The 24,209-nt window shown below is 46.3% G+C and carries 21 protein-coding genes, 2 tRNA genes and 1 riboswitch; of the genes, 8 read left to right on the top strand and 15 right to left on the bottom strand.

Going from position 1 to position 24,209, the window contains the following annotated elements:
- Positions 1–2: 2 nt before the first annotated feature.
- From EWM62_RS09625 to kduI, 8 genes are all read right to left on the bottom strand, one after another.
- A complete protein-coding gene (locus tag EWM62_RS09625; RefSeq protein WP_203235015.1) occupies positions 3–2,468 on the bottom strand; it encodes a glycoside hydrolase family 2 protein in 2,466 nt (821 codons plus the stop codon).
- Between the two features lie 137 nt (positions 2,469–2,605).
- Positions 2,606–3,403, bottom strand: coding sequence for a DUF4350 domain-containing protein (locus tag EWM62_RS09620; RefSeq protein WP_238989316.1), 798 nt, complete (start codon positions 3,401–3,403; stop codon positions 2,606–2,608).
- 144 nt (positions 3,404–3,547) lie between these two features.
- Positions 3,548–4,585 (bottom strand): LacI family DNA-binding transcriptional regulator, encoded by a 1,038-nt coding sequence (locus tag EWM62_RS09615; protein WP_129876435.1) that lies wholly within the window; start codon positions 4,583–4,585, stop codon positions 3,548–3,550.
- Between the two features lie 87 nt (positions 4,586–4,672).
- Complete coding sequence (locus EWM62_RS09610) at positions 4,673–5,965, bottom strand: MFS transporter (RefSeq protein ID WP_129876434.1); 1,293 nt, start codon at positions 5,963–5,965, stop codon at positions 4,673–4,675.
- Between the two features lie 12 nt (positions 5,966–5,977).
- The gene (locus EWM62_RS09605) at positions 5,978–6,625 is read right to left on the bottom strand and encodes a bifunctional 4-hydroxy-2-oxoglutarate aldolase/2-dehydro-3-deoxy-phosphogluconate aldolase (protein WP_129876433.1); all 648 of its coding nucleotides are present in this window, start codon (positions 6,623–6,625) and stop codon (positions 5,978–5,980) included.
- The gene (locus tag EWM62_RS09600; RefSeq protein WP_129876432.1) at positions 6,618–7,655 is read right to left on the bottom strand and encodes a sugar kinase; all 1,038 of its coding nucleotides are present in this window, start codon (positions 7,653–7,655) and stop codon (positions 6,618–6,620) included. Before EWM62_RS09600 ends, EWM62_RS09605 begins: the two co-directional genes overlap by 8 nt.
- A complete protein-coding gene (locus EWM62_RS09595) occupies positions 7,655–8,470 on the bottom strand; it encodes an SDR family oxidoreductase (RefSeq protein ID WP_129876431.1) in 816 nt (271 codons plus the stop codon). The genes EWM62_RS09600 and EWM62_RS09595 overlap by 1 nt, the downstream gene beginning before the upstream one ends.
- A 12-nt stretch (positions 8,471–8,482) precedes the next feature.
- On the bottom strand, positions 8,483–9,319 hold the full coding sequence (gene kduI / locus EWM62_RS09590; protein ID WP_129876430.1) for a 5-dehydro-4-deoxy-D-glucuronate isomerase: 837 nt from the start codon (positions 9,317–9,319) through the stop codon (positions 8,483–8,485).
- 335 nt (positions 9,320–9,654) lie between these two features.
- Between kduI and EWM62_RS09585 the strand changes: the two genes are divergently transcribed.
- Genes EWM62_RS09585 through EWM62_RS09565 form a run of 5 tightly spaced genes read left to right on the top strand, consistent with a single transcriptional unit; the run spans position 9,655 to position 14,145 of the window.
- Complete coding sequence (locus EWM62_RS09585; RefSeq protein WP_162499816.1) at positions 9,655–10,221, top strand: YhcH/YjgK/YiaL family protein; 567 nt, start codon at positions 9,655–9,657, stop codon at positions 10,219–10,221.
- Between the two features lie 20 nt (positions 10,222–10,241).
- A complete protein-coding gene (locus tag EWM62_RS09580) occupies positions 10,242–11,468 on the top strand; it encodes a glycoside hydrolase family 88 protein (RefSeq protein WP_129876428.1) in 1,227 nt (408 codons plus the stop codon).
- 4 nt (positions 11,469–11,472) lie between these two features.
- Positions 11,473–11,835, top strand: coding sequence for a cupin domain-containing protein (locus EWM62_RS09575; protein ID WP_129876427.1), 363 nt, complete (start codon positions 11,473–11,475; stop codon positions 11,833–11,835).
- 23 nt (positions 11,836–11,858) lie between these two features.
- A complete protein-coding gene (gene uxuA, locus EWM62_RS09570) occupies positions 11,859–13,046 on the top strand; it encodes a mannonate dehydratase (protein WP_129876426.1) in 1,188 nt (395 codons plus the stop codon).
- 7 nt (positions 13,047–13,053) lie between these two features.
- A complete protein-coding gene (locus tag EWM62_RS09565; RefSeq protein WP_129876425.1) occupies positions 13,054–14,145 on the top strand; it encodes an alginate lyase family protein in 1,092 nt (363 codons plus the stop codon).
- 59 nt (positions 14,146–14,204) lie between these two features.
- Here EWM62_RS09565 and EWM62_RS09560 read toward each other — a convergent pair.
- Together EWM62_RS09560 and EWM62_RS09555 are read right to left on the bottom strand one after the other, a co-directional pair.
- Positions 14,205–14,275, bottom strand: a tRNA-Gln gene (locus EWM62_RS09560).
- A 153-nt stretch (positions 14,276–14,428) separates the two neighbouring features.
- Positions 14,429–16,600: a carbohydrate binding family 9 domain-containing protein gene (locus EWM62_RS09555; protein ID WP_129876424.1), complete on the bottom strand. Its 2,172-nt coding sequence runs from the start codon at positions 16,598–16,600 to the stop codon at positions 14,429–14,431.
- A gap of 165 nt (positions 16,601–16,765) precedes the next feature.
- On the opposite strand from EWM62_RS09555, the gene EWM62_RS09550 reads away from it, so the two are divergent.
- Together EWM62_RS09550 and EWM62_RS09545 are read left to right on the top strand one after the other, a co-directional pair.
- On the top strand, positions 16,766–17,245 hold the full coding sequence (locus EWM62_RS09550) for a RidA family protein (RefSeq protein ID WP_129876423.1): 480 nt from the start codon (positions 16,766–16,768) through the stop codon (positions 17,243–17,245).
- Between the two features lie 2 nt (positions 17,246–17,247).
- Positions 17,248–17,904: a class I SAM-dependent methyltransferase gene (locus tag EWM62_RS09545; RefSeq protein ID WP_129876422.1), complete on the top strand. Its 657-nt coding sequence runs from the start codon at positions 17,248–17,250 to the stop codon at positions 17,902–17,904.
- A 20-nt stretch (positions 17,905–17,924) separates the two neighbouring features.
- Here the strand turns inward: EWM62_RS09545 and EWM62_RS09540 are convergent, their stop codons facing one another.
- The 5 genes from EWM62_RS09540 to EWM62_RS09525 form a co-directional block, all read right to left on the bottom strand.
- On the bottom strand, positions 17,925–18,797 hold the full coding sequence (locus EWM62_RS09540) for a hypothetical protein (protein ID WP_129876421.1): 873 nt from the start codon (positions 18,795–18,797) through the stop codon (positions 17,925–17,927).
- A gap of 70 nt (positions 18,798–18,867) precedes the next feature.
- Positions 18,868–19,797: a DUF5996 family protein gene (locus EWM62_RS09535; protein WP_129876420.1), complete on the bottom strand. Its 930-nt coding sequence runs from the start codon at positions 19,795–19,797 to the stop codon at positions 18,868–18,870.
- Between the two features lie 251 nt (positions 19,798–20,048).
- Positions 20,049–20,119: transfer RNA gene (locus tag EWM62_RS19315), tRNA-Cys, on the bottom strand.
- Positions 20,120–20,132: 13 nt separating this feature from the next.
- Positions 20,133–20,768: a peroxiredoxin gene (locus tag EWM62_RS09530; RefSeq protein WP_129876419.1), complete on the bottom strand. Its 636-nt coding sequence runs from the start codon at positions 20,766–20,768 to the stop codon at positions 20,133–20,135.
- Positions 20,769–20,913: 145 nt separating this feature from the next.
- Positions 20,914–21,033, bottom strand: a riboswitch (SAM riboswitch).
- A 241-nt stretch (positions 21,034–21,274) separates the two neighbouring features.
- Positions 21,275–22,342: a cellulase family glycosylhydrolase gene (locus EWM62_RS09525; protein ID WP_129876418.1), complete on the bottom strand. Its 1,068-nt coding sequence runs from the start codon at positions 22,340–22,342 to the stop codon at positions 21,275–21,277.
- 382 nt (positions 22,343–22,724) lie between these two features.
- Here EWM62_RS09525 and EWM62_RS09520 point away from each other — a divergent pair, with 382 nt between their 5' ends.
- Positions 22,725–24,206: a PAS domain-containing sensor histidine kinase gene (locus EWM62_RS09520; RefSeq protein ID WP_129876417.1), complete on the top strand. Its 1,482-nt coding sequence runs from the start codon at positions 22,725–22,727 to the stop codon at positions 24,204–24,206.
- Positions 24,207–24,209 lie beyond the last annotated feature (3 nt).

The raw sequence follows: 24,209 nt of genomic DNA, 5'->3' as shown, positions 1-24,209 counted from the left end.
TGTTATAGTTTTAAAAAGCTAACGGGTAGCCCCGGCGACACCACCCCGGCTACCGAACGCCCCCCATTCAGTTTTATACTGATAATAGCCCGGCCATTATAAGCCTGCACCTTGCGCGAGCCTTTGGATGTGCCCAGATCATCAAGCAAGGTACCATTACCTGTTAGCGAGAAGTTTATCCAGTTGGCGGCATCAATGCAGGGCACACCATCTTTATCATAAAGGGTTGCCTGTATGGTGGCTATGCCATTTTGCTCTGCTATTTTTGTTAATTCCACCCGGGCAGGTTTGCCCCATTTATCGGTTTGGTAAACCTGGCTAATGGTATCGGTAACGGTTTCCTTCCCTTTGTAAGCCACCACTTTGATGTGGTTTAGTCCCTTGTTATAAATTACCATCCAGCGTAAACCGGCAGCGGGAAAGTTTTGCGGGTCGCGGGTTTTTATGCCCCGGCTTTTGCCGTTTACAAACAGCTCGGCCTTATCGGCATTTGAATATACCTTAACCATTTTCTCTTCCCCGGCTTCTCCCCACCTTACGGGCCAGCTGTGCCCGTAAATATGTGCCATCAATGCATCAGCCCAGTACGATTGCACCACGTAAAACGATTCTTTTTTGCTGAGGTCGCGCTCTACCACACCTTTTTGGTTTACATAAGGCACAGGGTTTTCCGGGCGGATGGGGGTCGAAAAATCTTTAAATGTCCAAAACGCCGAGCCTGTTAGCCAGGGCATGGCTTCCTGCTCTTTCAGGTGCCAGTCAAACAGGTTGCAGATGTAGGTTTCGCTCCAGTCGCTATCATCTGCCAGGTGCTTCACGCCACCGAAAAGCGAAGAATCGATCTTGCCGGTTATCCCTTTACCATTGATAACTTTGGCCAGCGCCCTGTCGGGGTTTTCCGAGTGCCGGTTGGCATGGCTGTCGCCGCCCCACTCCGCATGGATAAAATGCGGGGTTTTCTTAAACTCCTCCTCGGTAAACTTTTTGTATTCGGGATAAAAGCCCTTATACCAGCCCGCCCATATGGATGGCGAATACACATCGGGGATATCCTTACAAAAATCGCAGCGGCGGATGGTGGTTTTGCGCGATGTGTCAAGCTGGTGGGCAAGGTTATTTTGCGCCGTCATAAAATCGCGGATCTTCTGCTTATCAAATTCGGGGAAATCGCCGGGCCAGTCGTTCTCGTTACCAAGCCCCCAAAGTATAATAGCAGGGTGGTTATAATGCTGCTGTATCATATTGGTAAGCATGCTTTTGGCCTGCGCCTGATAAGCATCGCCCCCTAAACCACCGCGGCACCAGGGCTCTTCTTCCCAAACCAAAATGCCCAGGCTATCGCATAAATTTAACACCAATGCCGATTGCTGGTAATGCCCCAGGCGGATAAAGTTTGCGCCCATATCCTTTATCAGCAGCATCTCTGCGCGGATCATACTGTCGGTCATGGCGGCGGCAACGCCTGCATGGTCTTCGTGCCGGTGCGTTCCCCTCAGCAGCAGGCGTTGGCCATTTAAATAGAACGGGCCATTATTGGCAAATAAAAAACTGCGGAAGCCCACCTTTTCGGTATGCTTAAAGGTTTCATCATCTGCCTTACCGGTTATTTCAATGGTGTACAGGTAAGGGTCTGTGGTCGACCATAACCGGGGCTTTACGATATTGATCTTGCCGGGCGTATAAGTATTTGCCGTCAAGTTAGCAGTGCTGTAGTTTTCCTTCGTGAGTATCTTCCCAACCGCATCTTTTACAACTATTTCGCCGCTTATATCTTTTACGCCGGTTGGGTTATAAAAAGTAAGCACAGGGCTTAACTCCCCTTTTGAAAGGTCCCCGCTTACAGCGGCATTGGCATACAACTTATCAAAGCTGATAACGGGCTGGTAAACCAGGTTAACGTTGCGGTACAGGCCGCCGTAAATATTAAAATCTGACAATTGCGATGGGATGGATTCCAGGTCGCGGGTGTTATCGCAGCGAATTTCCAGCGGGATATTTCCTTTAAACTGCTTATCAAAAACGGTTGTTTTTTTGAATGCAGCAACCTCGTCGGTAATATCTACTGTCCATTCGTCGTAACCACCGTTGTGCGAGCCTATCAGTTTATTGTACAGGTACACATTTGTTTTTTGCCCTGCGCCTTCAAAATGCAGCAGGGCGCGGCCGTTTTTGTAAGGAATATTTACCGGTATTTGCGTACGGTACCAGCCGGGGCCCTGGTAATAATTTACATCGGGGTCAACCGCGTCGCGGCTGTTAAAGCAATGCGGCAGCGATACTTTGGCCCATACAGGGTAAGCTTCAGGTTTATCTTTAGGCACCGGCCTCACTGCTTCCCAAACGCCGCCCAGGTCCTGCTTTAAAAATTCCCAGTTATGAGTTAAACGGGTACTTTGCTGCGCATTGCTTAGCTGCGAAAAGCCGGTAAATAAAGCCAAAAGTATAGTAAACCTCTTTATAGATCGCATCTGGTGTCAATAAAATGATGAAATGATTTTAAGAGCGGCTTTAGACCAAATTCCGGCCCCGGTTTAGGCGGGACCGGCTAAATGGCACTTACTCACTATATTAATTAACCATGTTTCGTATTAGATGTAGAAGTCCTTTATTTTTTACGGGGCGGTTTACACCATGATAGCGCGTAATCTGCAAGGTCTGTAGCAGCCTTATCATTATCAAAACCGGCGGGTAGCCTGCCGTTAACATATTCGTTGTACAGCCATGGGTCTCCTATGGCAATTACGGCACCTTCACCATATTGGGCAATTGCGGCTATAGCTGTGCCGCTGGCGGCTTTTAAAAGCGGCTTTGCCTGCCCCGATAGACCAATGCTACATGCATCTTTAATAAAAGCCTTTTTTGATGTTTTAAAAACCGGGTTGTTATTTATCCATACCGCGCCGTCATCAAAATGGGCATCATCAATTACGTGGCTTTGCATATCGTTATTAAAGTGCATGCCAAACTTAGCAGCAAGCAGGTTAAAATGGTTCAGTTCCACATTGGCGCTATCGTTAGCCATCATAATGAGCACGCCGCCAGCCTTAACCCATTGCGCAATATTATCCGCATCGGCTTGCTGTATGTAATTGGGGTTTGGGTTTTCCTCTTTGCTATCAGGGTCTACAATAATATAAACCGATGTACCCTTCAAATTTGCAGATGTGGGCGCTGTTTCCAAACTGTTTAAAGTAGCGCCTTTAGATTTGAATATCCCGCCCCAAACAGAAAAACCCGAATTGGCGGTATCCTCCCATAAGTAGTGGAACCGTTCTGCCTGGCCGCTTTTGGTTTTATGTGTTTCGTGGTTAAAATAGTAGTCGAGGGTAACGGTTTGCGCCATTACCTTCCCGGCAACAATCGAATACACGAAAAGTACAATAAACAACAGCCTGCGTTTCATGCTTTACAAAAATGATCTGGTAAATGGCAGCGTTTATAATTGGTTATGAAATTACTGCACAACCAAAAATACCCCGATTAGCTTACCGTTGGCATGTTTAATGGATATTTATTTACGATATCGTTTTCGCTGCGCGACTGGTAATTATGATGTTTTAAGCGCTGTAGAGTCGCGGGTAACCAGTTGTGTGGGCAGTACTACGGTTTCAAAATCGTAAACCGGCCGTTTAGCTAAAATAAGGTCTAAAAGCATTTGGGTAGCTTTTTGCCCCATTTCAAAACCCGGCTGGTAAACCGAGCTTAACGAAGGGTTCAGCGCGTCGGCAAGCAGGGTATTGGTATAACCTATCAGGGCAATTTCCTGCGGGATGTTTATCTTAAGCTTATTTAGCAACAGTAATGTTGTGGTGGTGATCCTGTCTGATGTGGTAAAAATAGCGTCGGGTTTTTCTTTCAGCGAAAGCAGGTCGTTCAGCGCGTTCTCAATCTCGCCTATATCCCGGCCGCCGTGCGGGCAATATTTTATGTATTCATCGCCCATAACAATACCGGCCTCTTCAAGCGCTTTTTGGTACCCCGCAAAACGCTCTTTGGTAATAGAAATATTGGGCGGACTGGTGATATGCGCTATGCGTTTATAACCAGAATCGAGCAGATGACGGGTAGCATCGTACCCTCCCTTAAAATTATCGGCAATTACTTTGTGGGTTTCTATCTCATCGGTTATCCTGTCAAAAAACACTATGGGCAAGCCCTGGCGGTGCAGTTTTTTCAGGTATTCGATGTCTTTGGTTTCGGTAGATAGCGAGATCAGCAAGCCATCGATAGAACGATGAGTAAGGTGGTCAACGTTCTTTACTTCCAGCTCAAAAGATTCGTGGGTTTGCGTGATGATCACGTTGAACCCGGCCTTGTAGGCTACCGATTCGATGCCGTTTATCACCTGCGAAAAAAACTGGTTATCGATAGTAGATACTACAATACCTATTGATTTGCTGTGCCCTTGTTTTAGGCTTTGGGCTATGGGGTTGGGCCTGTAATTGTGCTCTTCGGCGTACTCAATTACAAGCTTTTTTGTGCTTTCGCTAATCTCATAGCTATCCCTAAGCGCCTTAGAAACGGTAGATACCGACAGGTTAAGCGCCGTAGCTATATCCTTTATTGTAATACTGTTAAAATTCATATTAGGTTAACGTTAAGCAAACACCACCATACTGTGCTTAACATTTCACCAATATAATAAATCTTACTTGTTTATGGAAATATAGTGCTACAGTTTTACAACCTTCATTTTTGGGGTTAACAGGTGCATAATAAGCCAGGCAACCAAATAAGCGCAGGCGCATATCGAAAAAATGATATTATAACCCGCCGTAATATTACCCGCCTCCTTGTATGTTTCCAGCACCCAGCCGATAAGAAAAGGGAACGCTATACCGCCCACAGAACCCGCCATGCCGCCTATACCTACTACAGAGCTTACCGCCCGCTTAGGGAAAACATCAGACGCGGCAGTAAAAATATTGGCGCTCCAGGCCTGGTGCGCGGCAGCGGCCAAGCTTATTAAACCAACCGCCTGCCATATATTGGTAGCATAACGCGCCGCGAATATGGGCACCACGCAAAGCGCGAAAATAAACATGGCCGTTTTGCGCGCCCTGAATATAGGCATCCCGCTTTTGATCAACCGCGATGATAAATAACCGCCGCCAATACTGCCTATGGTTGTTGCGGTATATATTAATACAAGGGGAAGGGTTGGCTTGCTAAGGTCGAGCTTGAAGGTGCTTGCAAAGTACGATGGCAGCCAGAACAGGAAGAAATACCAGATAGGATCGGTAAGGAACTTGCCAACAACAAACACCCAGGTTTGACGGATGCCGAACAGCCGCGCCCATTTTACCTTTTCCCCGGGCCCGTCGGTAGCAGCTGGCTCGTCAATATCGCTGTGGATGTGCTCAAACTCTGCCCCATTTATTTTTTTATGTTTTGAAGGGATCTCATAAAAGATCCACCAAAAGATGAGCCATAGAAAACCAATAGCGCCGGTAATAATAAAGGCCATTTGCCAGCCGTAAATGCCCAATATCCACGGTACCATAACCGGGGCAACCACCGCGCCAATATTAGCGCCCGAATTGAAGATACCGGTTGCAAGGGCGCGTTCCTTTTTGGGGAACCACTCGGCCACCACTTTTATCGCCGCCGGGAAATTACCCGATTCGCCCAGGCCAAGGGTTGTCCTTGCCAGGCCAAAACCAAAGGTAGATTTTACAATACCATGCAGCATAGCGCCAACGCTCCAAATGATGAGCGATACCGTATACCCCAGCTTAGTGCCCAGTTTATCTATTAATCCCCCAAAGCAAAGCAAACCTAATGCATAGGCCGTCTGGAAAATTATTACCATATGGCTATAATCCTCCTCAGACCATTGAAAATCTTTTTGCAGCGTGGGTTTCAGGAAGCCGATAACCTGCCTGTCGAGATAATTAATTGTGGTGGCAAAAAACAAAAGGGCTACTACTACCCACCGGTAGTTGGTTTTTCTGGTATCGCTCATAATTGGTTCCGGTTATCGTGCCGCCTGTACAAATTGCAAGGCCCGCAAGGTTTCTGTATATAATTGATCGTATGCTTTGTTCTGCAGGATGCTTTTTGTGATCAGCTTGCTGCCCATTCCAACAGCCGATACACCCGCGTTAAACCATCCTGTAATATTTTCCTGGCTCATTTCAACGCCGCCCGTAGGCATCATCTGCAAACCCGGGAACAGTTCTTTAACCGCGGATACAAACGCCGGCCCCAATACATTGGCCGGGAATAATTTCACCAATTTGGCGCCCAGTTCTTGTGCCTCGTAAATTTCGGTAGGCGTCATACAGCCGGGGACCCACAGCAGGTTATTTTTGGCGGCAATCCCCGCAACCTTTTGGTTAACCAGGGGCGAGATCAAAAAATCAGCGCCCGCGTCAACAAATTGTTCAGCCTCCTCTGCCGATTTGATGGTACCGATGCCTAAAAGCAAGCCGGGCAATTGCGCTTTTTTTAACGCTTTAAAATTATCAAGCGCCGCCGGCCCCCGGTTGGTATATTCAATAGCACGGATACCCGCTTTATAAAGCGTTTGGGTAATAGCCAGGCTTACATCGCCGCTTTCGTTATAATATAATGGCAGCAGCCCCTGCCCGGTAATACTATCCTGTATCTCGCTTTTAGTCATTGTTTTTAATGGCGTTTGTTATTTGCCCAACCGTGCTTTTGGTTGCATCACCCTCAATAAACAGTTTTGTGAACGCCGCTGCTGTGGCAAAATCCAGCGTTGCCTGGGGTGCCATTTTCTGGTGATACCCATAGATCAGGCCGGCCATAAAGCAATCGCCGCTGCCTACCTTATCAACTACCTTTTCGGCAATATACCCGGCCGACTTGTATAGCTGTCCGCCCTGGTATAAAGCGGTGTAATATTTGATGCCCCCTTCATGGTCGAACCGGAAGGTGTTGGCAACCGCCTTGCATACAGGGTAGCTTTCCATCAGTTTTTTTGAGCTGCTCAGCGCTTCGGCAAGGTAATTTTCTTTTGTATCGATATCGGTTATCCGCGGGTTTACCGGCACACCCAATAAGCTTTGGGCTGCCCAAACATTGCCCATTATCAGGTTGCAATATTTTACCAGCCGGGGCATTATTGCCTGCGGCGATTGGCCATACTGCCATAATTTGGCCCGGTAGTTAAGGTCGATGGATATGGTAATGTTCCGTTTGGATGCGGCTATCAGCACCTCTTCGCATAAATCAGCTGTTTGCTGGGTCAACGCCGGGCAAATAGCGCTGAAATGAAACCAGCCCACACCTGTTAAAACTTCGTCCCAGTTGATAACGCCCGGTTTTAGTCCGGCAAATGCCGAGCCTGCGCGGTCATATATTACCGCGACGTGTTTCATATCGGCACCGCTCGTTAAATAAAACAGCCCCAGCCGCCCGGTGCCTTTATGGATTGCAGAAGTATCGATACCTCTTTCACCCACGTATTCAAGTATCTGCTCCGACAGGCCATTATCCGGCACCGCGGTAAAATATTTTGTTTTGCTGCCCCACAGGGCCAGCGCGGACGCAACATTTAATTCGGCGCCGCCAACATGCACCGGGAAGCTGTTATTTTTTAGCCAGCTGCCATTAGCATCGGGGCAGATCCTGAGCAGGAGTTCCCCAAAGGTTAAAACAGTACCGTTATTAAGCGCGCCAATTTCCATTAAACTCCTCCAAATATCGAGAAACCACCATCAACACATATCATAGATCCGGTTACAAATGCCGATGCATCGCTCAGCAGCCAAACCAAAGCGCCTATCAGTTCGTCGGGGTCGCCAAAACGCTTGAACGGGGTTTGCCTGATAACGCGTTCGCCCCTTTCTGTGTAGCCGCCCTGGGGCAATGTGAGCAGGCCCCGGTTTTGTTCGGTAAGGAAGAAGCCGGGGGCGAGGGCGTTCATCCGTATCGCGTCGCCATAACGGTTGGCCAGTTCAACGGCAAACCATTGGTTATAGCAATCGACAGCTGCCTTACCCATATTGTATCCCAATACTTTGGTAATGGCGCGTTTTGAGTTCATGGACGAGATATTGACAATGCTCCCTTTACCTGTTTTGGCAATAGCTTCGCCAAACACCTGTGTGGGCAGCAGGGTACCCCAAACATTTACCTCCATTACCTTTTTCATGCCATCCATATTCATGGTGAAGATATCTTCATCAGGTTGCAGTACGCCTTCGGGCATATTGCCGCCCGCGCCGTTAACCAACCCGTCAACCCGCCCAAAACGGTCGAGCAATTGCTTGTTAGCGGCCTTTAGTTCATCTATTTTTAATACATCGGCAATAAGCGCAATAGCCTGTCCGCCGTTTTTGTTGATGGCATCGGCCCGCTCTTCGGCAACCTGCCTGTTGCGGCCCAATATCCCTACCGCGCCGCCGGCTGCAACGATCCCGTCTATAAACGATTTGCCTAATATGCCTGTACCGCCGGTTACTACGATTACCTTCCCTTTTAACGAAAAATTATTTTCCACTGCTCTTGGTATTTACTTAATATTATCAATACTGATGGCATCCATATCGGTATAATCAAGGTTTTCGCCTGCCATGCCCCATATAAAACTATAATTACCTGTGCCCGCCCCTGCATGCATGCTCCACGGCGGTGATACAACAGCGCCGTAGTTATCAATTAATATGTGCCGGGTTTCGGTGGCCTCGCCCATCAGGTGAAACACCCTTTGCCCAGCGGGGATGTCGAAGTAAAAATAAGCTTCCATGCGGCGGTCGTGTACGTGTGGGGGCATGGTGTTCCATACGCTGCCTTCATGCAATATAGTTAATCCCATAACCAACTGGCAGCTTTTTATGCCGCCCGCGCCGTTGTGTATGTATTTATTTATAGTGCGTTTGTTTGCGGTAGCGTCGCTCCCTGTATTTACCTTCTCGGCCTGCTCAATTGGCAAAAGCGCTGTCGGATAATTCTGGTGCGCCGGCGACGACAGTAAATAAAACACAGGTGCATTCGCACTATCGGCAGCGGTAAAGCTTACCTGTTTTACACCTTTGCCTATGTACAGGCAATCCATTTTCTTTAGTTTAAAAACAGTGCCATCGGCGTTAACCTCGCCATCGCCGGCAACGTTTATAATGCCTATCTCGCGGCGTTCTAAAAAATAATCGGCTTTAAGGTTTGGATAATTTTCGAGGGTTAAAGTTTTGGTTACCGGGTGGGCAACACCTATTATCATACGGTCGTAGTGGGTATAAGTACAGTTTATTTCGTCTGCCTTTACCAGGTCGTCCATCAAAAATCGGTCGCGTATCTGTTCGGTTTGGTAGCTCTTAAAATCACCAGGATGAATACTATGTATTACTTTCAAAACAAGAATTATTAGGGTTAATTTTATAATTGTTTGGCAAGTCTACAATTATGATGTTTTAATTTGAAATAAACGTGTTGTTATTTCTACGCAAACGTTATCGAAAACTTCCGATTACTAATTTAATATAAAAACAAACAGCCCCAACTATAACGTTTGCGTAGAATTTATACCTTCTACGCACTAAAGTTTAAAGTATTTCCTTGTAATATTGACCTGTAGTAGCGCAAGTTCTGCCCCGTAACAAGCGTTATTATCATGCAAACCAATTTCATCGAATCATGAAAATTAAACCTTTGTTCCGGCTTATCATAGCTGCTATCAGTTTTATCACAATGGAAAATATAGCAATTGCACAAATTCAACCCGGTAATGCAGACCAAAAAACTGCCGAAAAATGGCTGCAAAGCAACACCTGGAAAGGCGGCTTAAAATTAGATCTGCACAAAAATGTTAACGCGGTTGAATTTTATAAACAATACCATGCCAATAAGGCGGTTTGGGATAAGGTGTTCAAATTTTTAAGCGAACAAAACCTGGATACCCTAAGCACAGGCAAGCATCCCATTGATGGTGATAACGCCTATGCCAGCGTCACTGAAGCGCCATCGAAAGAGTTGGATAAGGCCGGGTGGGAATCGCACCGTAAATATATCGACCTGCAATATGTGATAAAAGGTAAAGAGCGCATCGATTTTATCGATATCAATAAAGCTACGGTAACCAAACCCTACAGTGATACTAATGATGCGGCAAATTACTCAGCCGAAGGCACTCAATACACCGCCGAACCGGGCATTTTCTTCCTGTTTTTCCCGCAGGATGTGCACCGCCCCAATATTAAGGTGGATGGGTACGATGTTGTAAAAAAATTAGTGATCAAAATTAAAGTGGCTAACTAAAAACAGCGTTATACATACCTATGAACATTAAAAATTTAATCCCCTTGATACTATTAAGCACGGTTACCGTTAGCGCATCGGCACAGAACAATAATGCCAAGGCCTGGAAATTCGCGGCGTATCAAACCAAACTTTTATTAGCCGAAACTGCCAAAACCAAAGCGGCTGTTACTAAACCCAACCTGCTATCGCCCCGGACGCTGAACACCAAAGGCGACCTGGTGATGGTATCGCCTAAAGATTGGTGCAGCGGCTTCTTTGCCGGTAACCTGTGGTTTTTATATGAGTACACCGGTGAAAAATTCTGGAAGGAACGATCAGAGCCATTTACCGCCACAATGGAGCTTGAAAAAACAAACGGCGGTACGCATGACCTGGGTTTTATGGTATATAATAGCGTGGGCAATGCTTACCGCTTAACGCACGAGCAAAAATACAAGGATGATATCATCCAGGCGGCTAAAACTTTAATAACCCGCTTTAACCCAACCGTGGGCTGCATCAAATCATGGGATCATCAAAAACAGTGGAAATTCCCGGTAATAATTGATAACATGATGAACCTTGAGCTGCTGTTTGAAGCCACCAAGCTAAGCGGTGATTCCAGCTATTATAAAGTGGCGGTAACGCATGCCAATACCACGCTTAAAAATCATTTCAGGGCAGATAACAGCTCGTACCACGTAATAAACTACGACCCGGAAACCGGGCAGGTTTTGGACAAAAAAACAGCGCAGGGCTTTGCAGATAGCTCGGCCTGGGCGCGCGGGCAGGCCTGGGGCCTTTACGGCTACACCATGTGCTACCGCGAAACCGGCAACAAAGTTTACCTGGAGCAGGCCGAAAAAATTGCCCAATACATTTTTAGTAACCCCCAAATGCCTGCCGACCTGGTGCCCTACTGGGATTACGATGCCGCTAAACTGGGCAACCAGCCGCGCGATGCCTCGGCAGCGTCTATAGCGGCATCTGCTTTGTATGAGTTGAGCACTTATAGTAAAAATGCCAAAACTTATAAAAAAACTGCCGATAAGATCCTGAACAGCCTTGGTAAAAGTTACCAGGCACAGCCCGATAGCGCAAAAGGCTTTTTATTGCTGCACAGCACCGGCCACAAACCGGCTAACAGCGAAATAGATGTACCTATTATTTATGCCGATTATTATTACCTGGAAGCCCTGCTGCGCCAAAAACGTTTGGCCGATAAAAAGCCGGTTATCAACGCGGCGGGTACGCTAAAAAATTAGGGATATGATACAAAGCAACTTATTTCAGCATGGGGATAGCACCGAATGGCAAACCGTTGGCGAAGGCGTACAGCGGCAGGTTTTTGGCTATGACGATAAGCTGATGATGGTGAAGGTAAAATTTACTAAAGGGGCTTGCGGTACCTTGCACAGCCATGCGCACTCGCAGGTGAGCTATGTAGAAAGCGGTGTTTTTGAAATGACACTGGGCGAAACGGTTAAGATCATCCGTAAGGGCGATGGTTACTATGTGCCTCCCTTTACCATACATGGATGCGTGTGTTTGGAAGACGGCATGCTGGTGGATGGTTTTAGCCCCGCCCGGTGGGATTTTTTACCTGCAGATACCGAACAATATACTTTGTAAATTAGCCCTTCAAAATTATTTAAATGAGCTTAGAACAAACATGGCGCTGGTACGGCCCAAACGACCCGGTAAGCTTAGCCGATGTCCGGCAAGCCGGGGCTACCGGTATTGTTACCGCCCTGCACCATATCCCCAACGGCGATGTCTGGCCGGTGGATGAGATCCTGAAAAGGAAAAAGATAATTGAGGATGCAGGCTTAAAATGGTCGGTTATAGAAAGCGTGCCGGTGCACGAGGATATTAAAAAGCGAAGCGGCAATTACAAACGATATATCGAAAACTACCGCCAGAGTCTGCTCAACGTTGGCCAATGTGGGATAAGTATTGTTTGCTATAACTTTATGCCCGTGCTGGACTGGACACGTACCGACCTTGATTACCCCATGCCCGATGGCTCTACCGCGCTAAGATTTGATACCACCGCTTTCGCCGCTTTCGATATGTATATTTTGAACAGGCCGGGTGCAGAAAAAGACCACCCAGAAGCTGTTAAAATAAAGGCAAAAATATATTATGATAGCCTGCCCCAAGCTGCTAAAGATCAATTGGTAAAAAATATCATAGCCGGTTTACCGGGATCAGAAGAAGGTTATACCACCGGAAGGTTTTTAGAAATGCTTGCCTCGTACGGTGACATCAACGCCCAAACCCTAAAAGCCAACCTAACATATTTCTTGCAACAGGTTATCCCCGCGGCAGAGCAGGCCGGGGTATTGATGTGCATCCACCCCGACGACCCGCCCTACCCTATACTTGGCCTGCCGCGGGTAGTAAGCAACGAAACGGATATAATGGATATTTACCGTGCGGTAGATAGCCCCAATAACGGCCTTACTTTTTGCACCGGTTCCTTCGGGGTGATAGCAGGAAACGATCTGCCCGGCATGGTAAAGCGCCTGGGCCACCGCATCCATTTTATCCACCTGCGCAGCACCAAGCGCGATGAAGAAGGAAACTTCTACGAGGCCGACCACCTTGCGGGCGATGTGGATATGTACGCGGTGATGAAAGCCTTATTGCAGGAACAGCAAAAAAGGGTTAGCAGCAGCCGTAAAGATACCGCTATGCCCTTTCGCCCCGACCATGGGCACAAGATGCTGGACGACCTGCATAAAAAAACCAACCCCGGTTACTCAGCTATCGGTCGCCTGCGTGGTTTGGCTGAATTGCGCGGTTTGGAACTGGGCATCAAAAGATCATTAGAAATATAATACATCCATGAAAAAATTCTTTTGTTTTTTGGCGTTTATAGCTGCAACTATCTCTGTTAAAGCGCAGATCGCAAGCCTTGATAAAAAGGAAGTGGCGCTGATGCGCAAAGCCATTAGTAAGGACACGAAATATCAAAAAGTATTTGAAGGCTACCAAAGAACGGCCGACCAATCTTTGAATGAAACACCAAACCCGATAGAAACTATCCTATCGCAGGGGCTGCTTGCCGGCGACCCAAGAAAGACCGCCAGCCTTAAAGCGGTAGAGGATGCAGGTAAAGTTTACGCGCTGACATTAGCCTACAAGATGTCGGAAAAAACGAAATACCTGGCTAAGGCAACAGAGTTTTTTATTGTTTGGGCAAAGGTTAATAAAGCTACCGACGACCCTATCAACCAAACCAAGCTGGAAGATATGGTTACCGCCTATGACCTTGTAAGAGATGATATTAAGCCGGATGACCGGGACCTGATCGACGGCTGGTTGCGCAGCATTGCAGATGCGCTGGTGAACAGTAAATACGCCAAAGGCAACCGGGGCACAGCTATCAACAACTGGAACTCGCACCGGATAAAAATGATCACGCTGATCGCTTACACCCTGCACGATAGCAAATATGATAGCACCATCGTTACCGAACTTGAAAAGCAACTGAATGTAAACTTGAACCCCGATGGTACCACGCATGACCTGGTTGAACGCGATGCCTTCCATTATCAAACTTATGATATTGAGCCGCTGATATCGGCTTGCATAGCCATTTACCGGGCAACCGGCAAAAATTATTTCACCTGGAAAACCGCCAACGGCGCTACCATCAAAAACTGCGTTGATTACATGACGCCCTTTATGACCGGCGAAAAAACACACCCCGAATTTGTAAAAAGCACTGTACCCTTTGATAAAAAACGCGCGGAAAATGGTGAGAAAGGCTATGCACCGGGCACCCTGTTCGAGCCAAAGAACGGCATTTATACATTTTCGTTAGCCGCTTATTTTGATAAAGGGTACAATAAGGTCATCCGCCGGGCCATGCACAATGATGATTACCTGAACTGGCGCATGGCGCTTAATGAATTTACCACCACCAAGCGGTAACCCATTGATAATTAAATACTAAAGGGCAAATGATACGTATATCATTTGCCCTTTTTTAGTTTTCCTGAATGGATTCGAACCACTACTAACAGAGTCAGAGTCTGGTGTGCTACCGTTACACTACAGGAAAATATCGGTATTACTTATGGTGCAAAAGTAAAAAATTGACGGGTTTTTACAACTTAATGCTGCAAGAATTGACAAACAGGTAGATTTTGATTTTCGTAATCATGTTTAATTACCTAAATGCGCTTTTCATCTGCACATCTGCACATCCGCACATCTATATATTCCACCAGTAGGTCCACTTAATGGTTAGCTGCCTGTTCTTAACCGTAAATGGCGAAGGGATGGAGTTATCGCCATAAACAATGAACAGGTCGGACGCGGGTTTGTAGCGCCATTGCAGGCGGCTGTTTATGTTCATATTTTTAGCCTGCTCGTTGTACTGCACGTAGGTGGTAAAATACAGCGTATTGGTAAAGGTAACATCCGCCCGCGGGCCTATCAGCCAGAATTTATTACGCCCATAAGGTGCAGGCAGTTTCAGATCGTTATACGAGGCGTTTAAGACCAGGTTAACATAAGGCTGAAAGCGATAACCCAGCTGCCCTATAAGGGTAGTTTTTGTACCGTTATCGTAATATCCGCCGCGCGCAACCTCAAAAAGATAGGTAAAAACACTTTGCGGTTTTGATGCGTATTGTATATCAATGGTGTTCCAATGGTTTTTAAAGCCGGTAGCAAGGCTATCCTTACCGGTATTGGTGGGGTCAAATGGGCGCAGCAGCATAACATAATCATCCAAACCCGATATGGTTAACGTACCGCGGTTACGAAAAGTGATGAGGTAGCTCAGGATGGTTTCGTTATCGGTAGGTTTTAAAGCTTCGTCAAAGTAGTAAATGCCGCTTGCCTGTACCCCATGCGATAATATGGCGCCGCTTTTAGGGAAAAAGTTATGCTGTATCAGCGGGTTAAATTTATTATAGCCGGTGCGCGGTACGTAACCTGCCTCGGCATTGTAATTTTTGCCTACGTATTGCTGTTGCAGATAAAACGTCCAGTATTTGCTAAGGTATTGCAGGTTGGCGGCCTGTACAAAATCGCGGCCCTGTACACCCGGTGTAAATGATTTAAGGCCCAGCAGTTTACCCGTCCATTGGTTGTTTGACGATGCCAGGTTAAATTCGGCCCCAACGTTGCGGTTATAAGCATTGGCAGTGCTGTTTGACGCAGGCGCGCTGCCGGTGCCATCCTTGTTAACAAACATAAAGCCGATGTTTGACCGCGAGAACACCCGTCTTTGCAGCGTTACGATCCCAAAGTTTTGCCCCGGCAAATTAGCCGGACCAGATTGCCCGGTTTGTATATCCATCACCCCTACCCGCCAGTCCTTATCAATTTTACCGGTTAGCCTTGCCCCTGCGCGGATGGGCGCGTTTAGCCCTATGCGGCGCGAAAAGAACGGCCTGATATCGGCATAGCCAAAGTTGGCGAACAGGTCGCCGTTCTCCAGAAAAAACTGGCGTTTTTCGGGAAAGAACAGCTCGTAACGATTAAGGTTTATTACCTGCTGGTCAACATCCACCTGCGAAAAATCGGGGTTTACGGTCATATCCAGGTTTAAGGACGAGGTGAGGCCGATCTTCACATCGCCGCCTATTTCCTTACGGTAAACAGCATCTTTATTGTTCTGAAAATCTTTGGTGATGCCACCCAGCACGTAAGGGATAACGGATATGTTGCGCGTAGCTACGGGGGGCGCTTCGTCCCAAACAATGGTACCTGTGTACGCCAGCGCCGCTGTTGGAAACTGCCTTGGGATGGGTGTCCAGCTCGATTTTTCGGTGGTAACCAGGTCATTACGGCTAAAGTTGATACCCCACTCTTTGATACCTTTTTTATAACGGATACTTTTAAAAGGTATGGCCGCCTCGAACACCCATTTATCCGGGTAATTTTTTACTGCCGAGTACCACTTATTGTCCCAGCTAAGGTCAACCTTACTGCCTTCGTACATGGTGCCATCCCACTGGGCGCCTGCCGCGTTGGCGCCAAAGCTAAAGCCATCGGTACGGGCATCAAAGGGGTCCATAAAAAAAATGAAGTTATCGTTCTTTAAAAAACTAAAATCGCGCTTAAGCGATTCTACCATATAGCCCGGTGTTGGGGTGTAACAAACCGCCGAGATATAAAAGTTATCGTTATCATAAGCCAGGCGCACCACCGTGCGAAGATTTGCAAGGCTGGTATCCATTGGCAAAACCATAAAAAAGCGGCTTGTGGTATCGGCTTTAAGCCAGTCGGCCTCGTCAAGCAAACCATCAATTTTTATGGGGGATGCCGCCCGCTTAATATGGTACCTGTAGTTGGCGTTCTTTTTTTGCGCGGATACGTAACTGTTAAATATGCAGCAGCATAGCAACAGTAATATAAATTTAAGTTTTAACAATTTAGTATGGTACTTAGGTTGTGAGATAATACCGCACCGCTAATGTGTTAACGGTACACAATAATATAAATATTATGTGATAATGTATAAAGGCATCGGCACATCAGCCCCAATTTTTAAAGCCATTGCAATATTGTTACATTGCATAACGCAAAACCTACAAACATGAATAAACGTGTTCCCCTTATTTTGATCAGCATATTTATCGCCTGTATAGCACAGGCGCAGATCTTACCGCAACGTACGGTAACCTTTAAAAATCCACCGGGTGTATCGGCGCCAAAGGGCTATTCACACTCGGCAGAGATAGATCTGGGCAAAAGTAAAATGCTTATCCTATCGGGCCAGGTAGCTTTTGATGAAAATGGCACCCTGGTTGGCAAGGACGATATGGGCAAACAAACAGAACAGGTTTTCACTAACATTAAACGTATTGTTACCGATGCCGGCGGCAGTATGAACGATGTGGTAAAATTAACTTTTTACCTGCGGGATGTTTCGAAAATACAGCAGGTACGCGATGTACGGGACAAATACATCAACACCCAAACACCGCCTGCCAGCACGCTTGTAGAGGTGAGCAGGCTTTTTAGGGATGATGTTTTGATAGAGATAGAGGCAACGGCAGTAATACCAAAGGGATAAACATGGCAAACAACCTGCAACAGCTTTACGGCAATATCGATATCTACCTGTTCGACCAGCTTTTGAAGGGGCGGTTTGACGGGTGCAGGAAAGTACTGGACGTTGGCTGCGGCGGCGGGCGAAACCTGGTTTACTTTCTGCAAAATGGTTATGACGTTTATGGCATCGACCCAAACCCCGAAGCGGTGGCGCAGGTAAGGGCGTTTGCAAAGGAACTGGCCCCCGCTAATCCCTTAACCAATTTCACGGTATGTAAGGCAGAAGAGTTACCGTTTGCGGATGAAATCTTTGACCTCGCTATTTGCAGCGCCGTATTGCACTTTGCAGCCGACAGCAACCATTTCGACGCCATGCTGCACTCCATATGGCGTGTACTAAAGCCCGGCGGCTACTTTTTTGCGCGGCTGGCATCTGATATCGGGATAGAAGACAAGGTGATACCCCTGGGCGATAGCCGCTATGCGCTGCCCGATGGCTCGGAGCGCTTTTTGGTGAACGAACAGGTACTCATGGAATACACCAGCCTTTTAGGCGGCGAGCTTTTCGAGCCGATAAAAACAACCAACGTGCAAGGCTTAAGGTGCATGACCACCTGGTGTGTAAGGAAAAGCCTTATCCCGCCCTCTCCGAAGGAACAGGGAAGATCACGACCTTTTTAGCTATAACTGGCTTCAAAAAATTACTTGGCTTCAAAAATGACATCCCCGAAAATATTTTTTTTGTAAGTGCCGATGGTCTTTCCTGATTCGTCCTCTATAACGGTATTGCCGAGGACATCATTTTTGTAGACTTTCTTTTTCCCATCGCCATACTCTTCTACATCGTTTCCAAAAATATCTTTTCTATAAGTGGCAATAGTTGCCCCTCTTTCGTCCTTTATAACTTTATTGCCGAAAACATCAGTGGTATAAATCCTCATTTTCCCATCACGATAAACTTCAACATCGTTTCCAAAAATATCCTTCTTATAGGTGGCTATAGTTGTCCCTCTTTCATCCTTTATAACTTTATTGCCAAAAACATCGGTGGTATATATCCGGTTTTTTCCATTACCATACCCTTCAACATCGTGTCCAAAAATATCCTTGTTATATGCAGCAGTGGCCCTTACCGACCCATCTTCAACAAACTCATCACCAAAAATATTTGTTTTATAAGTTCTCCTTGCGCCACCGGCATAGGTTACGGTATAATTTCCAAACACATCCTTTTTAATGGTGGCGATAGTTTTGCCGTGTTCGTCCTTTATATTTGTATCGCCAAAAACATCTTTCCCATACACCGTTTTTCGTCCATTACCATATTCCTCTACGTCGTTACCATAAATGTCTTTGGTAAGCGTGGCTATGTGGTTTCCGCGCTCGTCCTCTACAACCATATTACCGGCGATATCCCTTTTATATGTCTTTTTAAATCCGCGGTCGTCTTCTGCTATCAGGTTTCCTTGCTGATCTTTGGTGTAAATAATGCTTTGGCTATACCCTGTACAGGCAACAAATATCAGCGAAACTGTAAGTAACAGTCTTTTAAAAGGAAAGGGTAAAATTTTCATATACGGTTCGGTTTATGCGTTGTTTGACATCCCCCTGCCGCCATGGTTTATTTCGTTTTTAAATATTATTTCATGCCTTAAATCCCTGCAAATCCCCTTCCAAACCCTTATCCCAGTTACCCGTTATCGCAGCCGCGTTATAGGTTGTTTGCAAAAACTGCATTAACACCTCTTCGGGATCGGCAGCCTGTTGCACCATCTCGTACATCAAAAAGTATTCGCCCATTTCCTGGCTGTAAAAGGCTTCGGGCGGGCTTACCTGCTGCTTGCCAAAATCGGGCGGGGTTGGATAGCAATACGAATAGAATGCGGGCTGCGGGAAGGCTTCGCTGCCGGGCCAAAAGCCGCATGAGCTAACCTCATGCGAGTAGGCTTCCTGCATCACATCATCGGGCATATTGGGCGCACCGCCGGGATGCTTTGGCGCGGGCCTTCCGCTGAAGCGGGTTACCGCCAGATCAAACGCACCCCAAAAGAAATGGACCGGGCTGCATTTGCCCAAAAAGCCGGCCCTGAAATCGGTAAAAACATTATGGATTCGGATGAGCGCCTGCCACAGGTTATGCATTACATCGCCATTATAGGTACACGGGGTTTGGTTATCGGCAAAAGGTATAGCGGGGTCAACCTCGTTAGGCACGGCGTAAATTTCTACATCAATGCCTGCGGCTTTCAGGTTACCTGTCAGTTCGTGATAAAAAGCAGCCACGGTTTCGGCACCTAATGCCGACGAGATCTTTTCCCCGGTGCTGGTGCTAATGTGTAATTGATGGCCTATAAAATCAAGGTCGACCTGGAACACGCCACCATTATAGGGAATGCTGCCGGTAGTTAGCCCCGTTGAACTTACATACAGGGTAACCTGCCACGAATGGTTTATCCATGGCATTTTTTTGAGGCGCACCTTGCCTATCATCTGTGTCCACATGTGTACGGTGGCAAGGGTATCTTTCAGGTAATGGTAATCCAGTTTTGGCCAGGGGTGGGTTGTATTGCTCATAATGTAAATATACAGCGACTGATGGAATTGTTGTATGAAAATCTTTCCGCCCGATATTTTACCCACCCCCGCGGCATTAAGTGCGCGCCCCTCTCTGCTGCGCAAAAAAAGGTGAAGATTTTTCTTAGCCCCCTCTCCTTTGGAGAGGGCCGGGTCCAAAGGCCTCCCTTGGAGGAGAGGCCTTAACAAAAAAAGGCGATGGGCTCCTCAGCCCACCGCCCCGTCATTATTAGTCAGTCAGTATAGTTTAGACGTCGCGGGTAGATTCGAACTACCGTCAAAGGTTTTGCAGACCCTCACCTATCCTCTCGGCCACGCGACTTTATTTTTAGCCCTTATTTGTTGGGCTGCGGGGTTAACCTTAAATATGGTTTAACCTCGGTAAATCCTTTAGGGAACCTGGCGGGGATATCCTCTGTTTTTATGGATGGCAATACCACCACGTCTTCGCCGTCTTTCCAATCGGCCGGGGTAGCAACGCTATGATAAGCGGTTAGCTGCAGGCTGTCTATCACCCTTAATATCTCCTGGAAATTCCTGCCGGTTGATGCCGGGTAGCTGATGATCAGTTTTATTTTTTTATCGGGGCCTATCACAAACAGCGAGCGCACGGTAGCTGTTAGCGATGCATTAGGATGGATCATATCGTAAGCCTGCGAGATCTCGCGGCTTTCGTCGCCTATTATCGGGAAGGTAACTTCCACATCCTGCGTTTCGTTGATATCTTTTATCCAGCCCTTGTGCGATTCTACGTTATCGGTACTTAAGGCTATCACCTTTACATTACGTTTTGCAAATTCATCTTTAAGCGCGGCGGTTTTGCCAAGTTCGGTGGTGCAAACGGGTGTATAATCGGCCGGGTGCGAGAAAAGCACGCCCCAGCTATCGCCCAGGTATTCGTAAAAATCAATTTCGCCCGCTGATGTCTGGGCTTTAAAATTCGGGGCATCGTCGCCAATTCGTAAACTCATGTTTTTAAAGTTTTAAGTTGATATTAATTACATAGCAATAAAGCTATAATTAAATAGTTTCAAAAAACTTATACAGGAAATATTTGAGGGATGCCGGCAGATGCAAGAGCATGTTTTATAACAAAACATGGTGGTCTTTTAAATCAGCTTATCTGTCTCCGCATAGTGTGCAGCGAAGCAGGAATTAGCACCTTACACAAGCTTAAAAGCCGTACAGGTTGCTAAGACATCATAGGGCCTTTCCCTCTGTCTTTCTGGATAAGTATAATATTTAAAGAACGATTACATCACAAAAGTAGATATTAATTCTATAATTCCTATAGACTTTGTAAGTTATTTTTAGTTTTTGGTTTAATTAACTGAATTTCAGGAAGAAAAAAATATTAAATAACCTCAGTTCTTAGGTGTCGATGGGTATAAACCCATCGCTATTGTTTAGACCATGATCTTCCTGATTAAAGGATTAACAGGATGTAAGGGCGGATAAAAGCCCAAGCCTGCACTTGTTATTTCCCGTTCATCTTTTTGATCAGCTCCACTTCCTCGGCCCTATAGGGCGTACCATCCTTGCGGAAAATATCGTGGAACCATTCCTTTGGTTCGCTGCCATCGGGCATAGGGTTGTCCCAGGCGTAAATGGTATTGGTTTTACCCATCACAAAGCCCCAGTTAAGGGCGCCTACGTTTTCCTTCTTCAGCATCGGCATTACGTTGGCAAATTTGCTGCCACGGGTACGGGCCATGTACTCGGTGCAAATAAGCGGCCTGCCATGCGTTTTCAGCATCTGTATGGTTTTTAAATGCGAAGCCTCATCTGTATAATCGTGGTAAGTAATAATATCTGAGTTTAGCGCCTGGTAACTGTTCAGCTTTTCAAAGCTCCAATCCCAAAGGCCTACTGATAGTGGCTGATCGGGATTAACAGCACGGGCCCAGGTAAATACCTTTTTCAACAGATCCAACGATGCCGCCTTTTTACCCGAGTTGCCCGGTTCGTTATAAAGGTCCCACAACAGGATGCGTTTATCGTGCTTAAACGTGGTAAGTATATCGGTAACGTATGCCTGCAGCATGGCAGTTTCACCGGTGTTGTTAAGGCGGTTACCCGGGTCCTGCAGCCAGCCCGAGTTATGGATGCCTACTTTTGGCACAGGTTGCAAACCAATTTTTGCACCGGCGTTCCAGCAATCGTCAAAAAACACAAACATGGTTTTAATATGGTGTTTATCTGCTATGGTAAGATACTGGTTGATACGCTTTTTAAACCCGGCCTTATCCTGCTGCCAGGCAAGGCTGTATAAAAATACGCGCATAGTATTAAAACCGATCCCTTCGGCATAGCCCAGTTCCCTGTCGATAGTTGTTGGGTCGAATGTTGCAGCCTGCCACATCTCTAACTGGTTAATAGCCGTGCTGGGGATGAAATCGGCACCGCTCATCCACTTGTATTGGGCATACCAAGTATTGGCTTTTGCAATTGGCCAAACTTTGCCGGCGGGTGCTTTTTGCGCCGTGGCGTTTAAGGTTAATAATATAAAAAGCGCTGTTAAAAATTTATAAAGGTGGGTTTTCATACGTTGAAATTGGTGACGTAAATATAATAATTTTAATAACATGCGGCCCAAAAGGCCTTTTCGGCATTGTTAATAGGCGCAATACTACAACAACATACCCCAACATTACAGGCAATAATATTTCTTTGCGGTTATAATATTATTTCGTGAAATATTATACTATTTTTATCCGCCAAAATTTAATAACCCTACGGCCAAATAACCGTATAAGACCCTTACATTGTTTATAATGGTGTAATTTTCAGCATCATATAAATTTAATAATGGTAAGCCGGTCTATTTTTATAACAACGCTGGGTTGTAATTAATATATATTTACAGGTTTGGCATGTGTTTTATTAGGCCTTGGGGGTAATTAATAGATTAGTGATTAAAGTGTGAAATGAGTTTTTCTGACGGTCATAAGTTTTCTGGCGAAAGCATAGCTCATATTGCGCGTATAATTGATCATATACATTTAGGCATTTGGGAATACAATACCGACACCAAACAGGTAAAATGGTCGCCGGGGTTTTATACTGCGCTGGGTTATGCGCCCGGCGAGATAGAATGCTCCTACAATTACTTTTTTGAACATTTACTTTATTACCACGATAAAGATGCTTTTTTAAAAGCCACCTATCACCCAAGGCAGGGCGGTTCGCCGGTTGCACATATCAGGCTGCTTACAAAACAAAATGGCTACCAGTGGTTTGAAAGCACCACTCAAAAGCACGATGCCGCCGATGGCCCGGTCATTTATGGCGTGCTTACCAATATCAACGCCCTTAAAGTTAGCGAGATAAAAATAGCCGAGAATGAATTTAAAAGCGCGGAAATTGGCCGTATAGCAAAAATCGGCAGCTGGGAAATTGACGCCGCCACCATGTCGCTAAAGTTCTCGAAAGAGATGTTTGATATTTTTGAGCTTGATGCGCAGGTTAAAATGAGCGTGGAAGAAGCCATCAGCTTTTTTGAGCCGCAATACCGCCAGGTGCTTACAAACGCCATCGAAAACGGGATAAAGTACTGCAAGCCTTATGATGTTGAGGTTTTATTTAAAACCGCCAAAAATAATGTGATATGGGTACGGTCTAAAGGTGTGCCCGTGCTTGATAATTATGGCAGGTGTATCACACTGCGCGGCATTTTCCAGGATATCGACAGCATAAAAAAGAAGGGTATCACCCTGCAATCGTCTATCAATTTGTTAGACGACCAGAACAAGCGCCTGCAAAATTTCGCTTACATCGTATCGCATAACCTGCGCTCGCACGCGGGTAATCTAAAGTTTATGGTGAATTTGTTTGAAGAATCGCCGCTGAAGGACGACCGTACGGAGATCTTCTCGCACATTAAAACCATCAGCGAAAGCCTGAGCGCCACCATGGGGCATTTGGACGAGATCGTTAAGATACAATCAGAAATTAGCAAAGAGCGTAAGGTTGTTGATTTTGAAACCATATTTGAAAATGTGGCATCGGCCCTGCGCACCAATATTGTTGCGGCAGATGCAAAAATCACTACCGATTTTACCGACTGCCCGCAGATAGATTATATCCCGGCTTACCTGGATAGCATCTTTCAGAACCTGCTAACCAACGCCTTAAAATATAAACATCCTAACCGCCAACCTGTAATCAACTGCTTTACCCAAAAAGTAGGGAACGAAATTTACCTGGTATTTGAAGATAACGGCATCGGCATTGATCTTAAACGCCACGGCGAGGATCTTTTTGGCATGTATAAAACCTTCCACCAAAATTCCGACTCCAAAGGAATAGGCCTTTTCATCACCCGTAACCAGGTAGAAGCCCTGGGCGGAAGCATACAGGTAGACAGCACTGTAAATGTTGGCACAAAATTTACAGTGAAGCTGGTATAATCA

The sequence above is a fragment of the Mucilaginibacter terrigena genome (assembly GCF_004168255.1).
GTDB classification, from domain to species: Bacteria; Bacteroidota; Bacteroidia; order Sphingobacteriales; family Sphingobacteriaceae; genus Mucilaginibacter; species Mucilaginibacter terrigena.
Note: the sequence above shows the minus strand (reverse complement) of the source record. Positions and strands in the feature narration are given on the sequence as shown.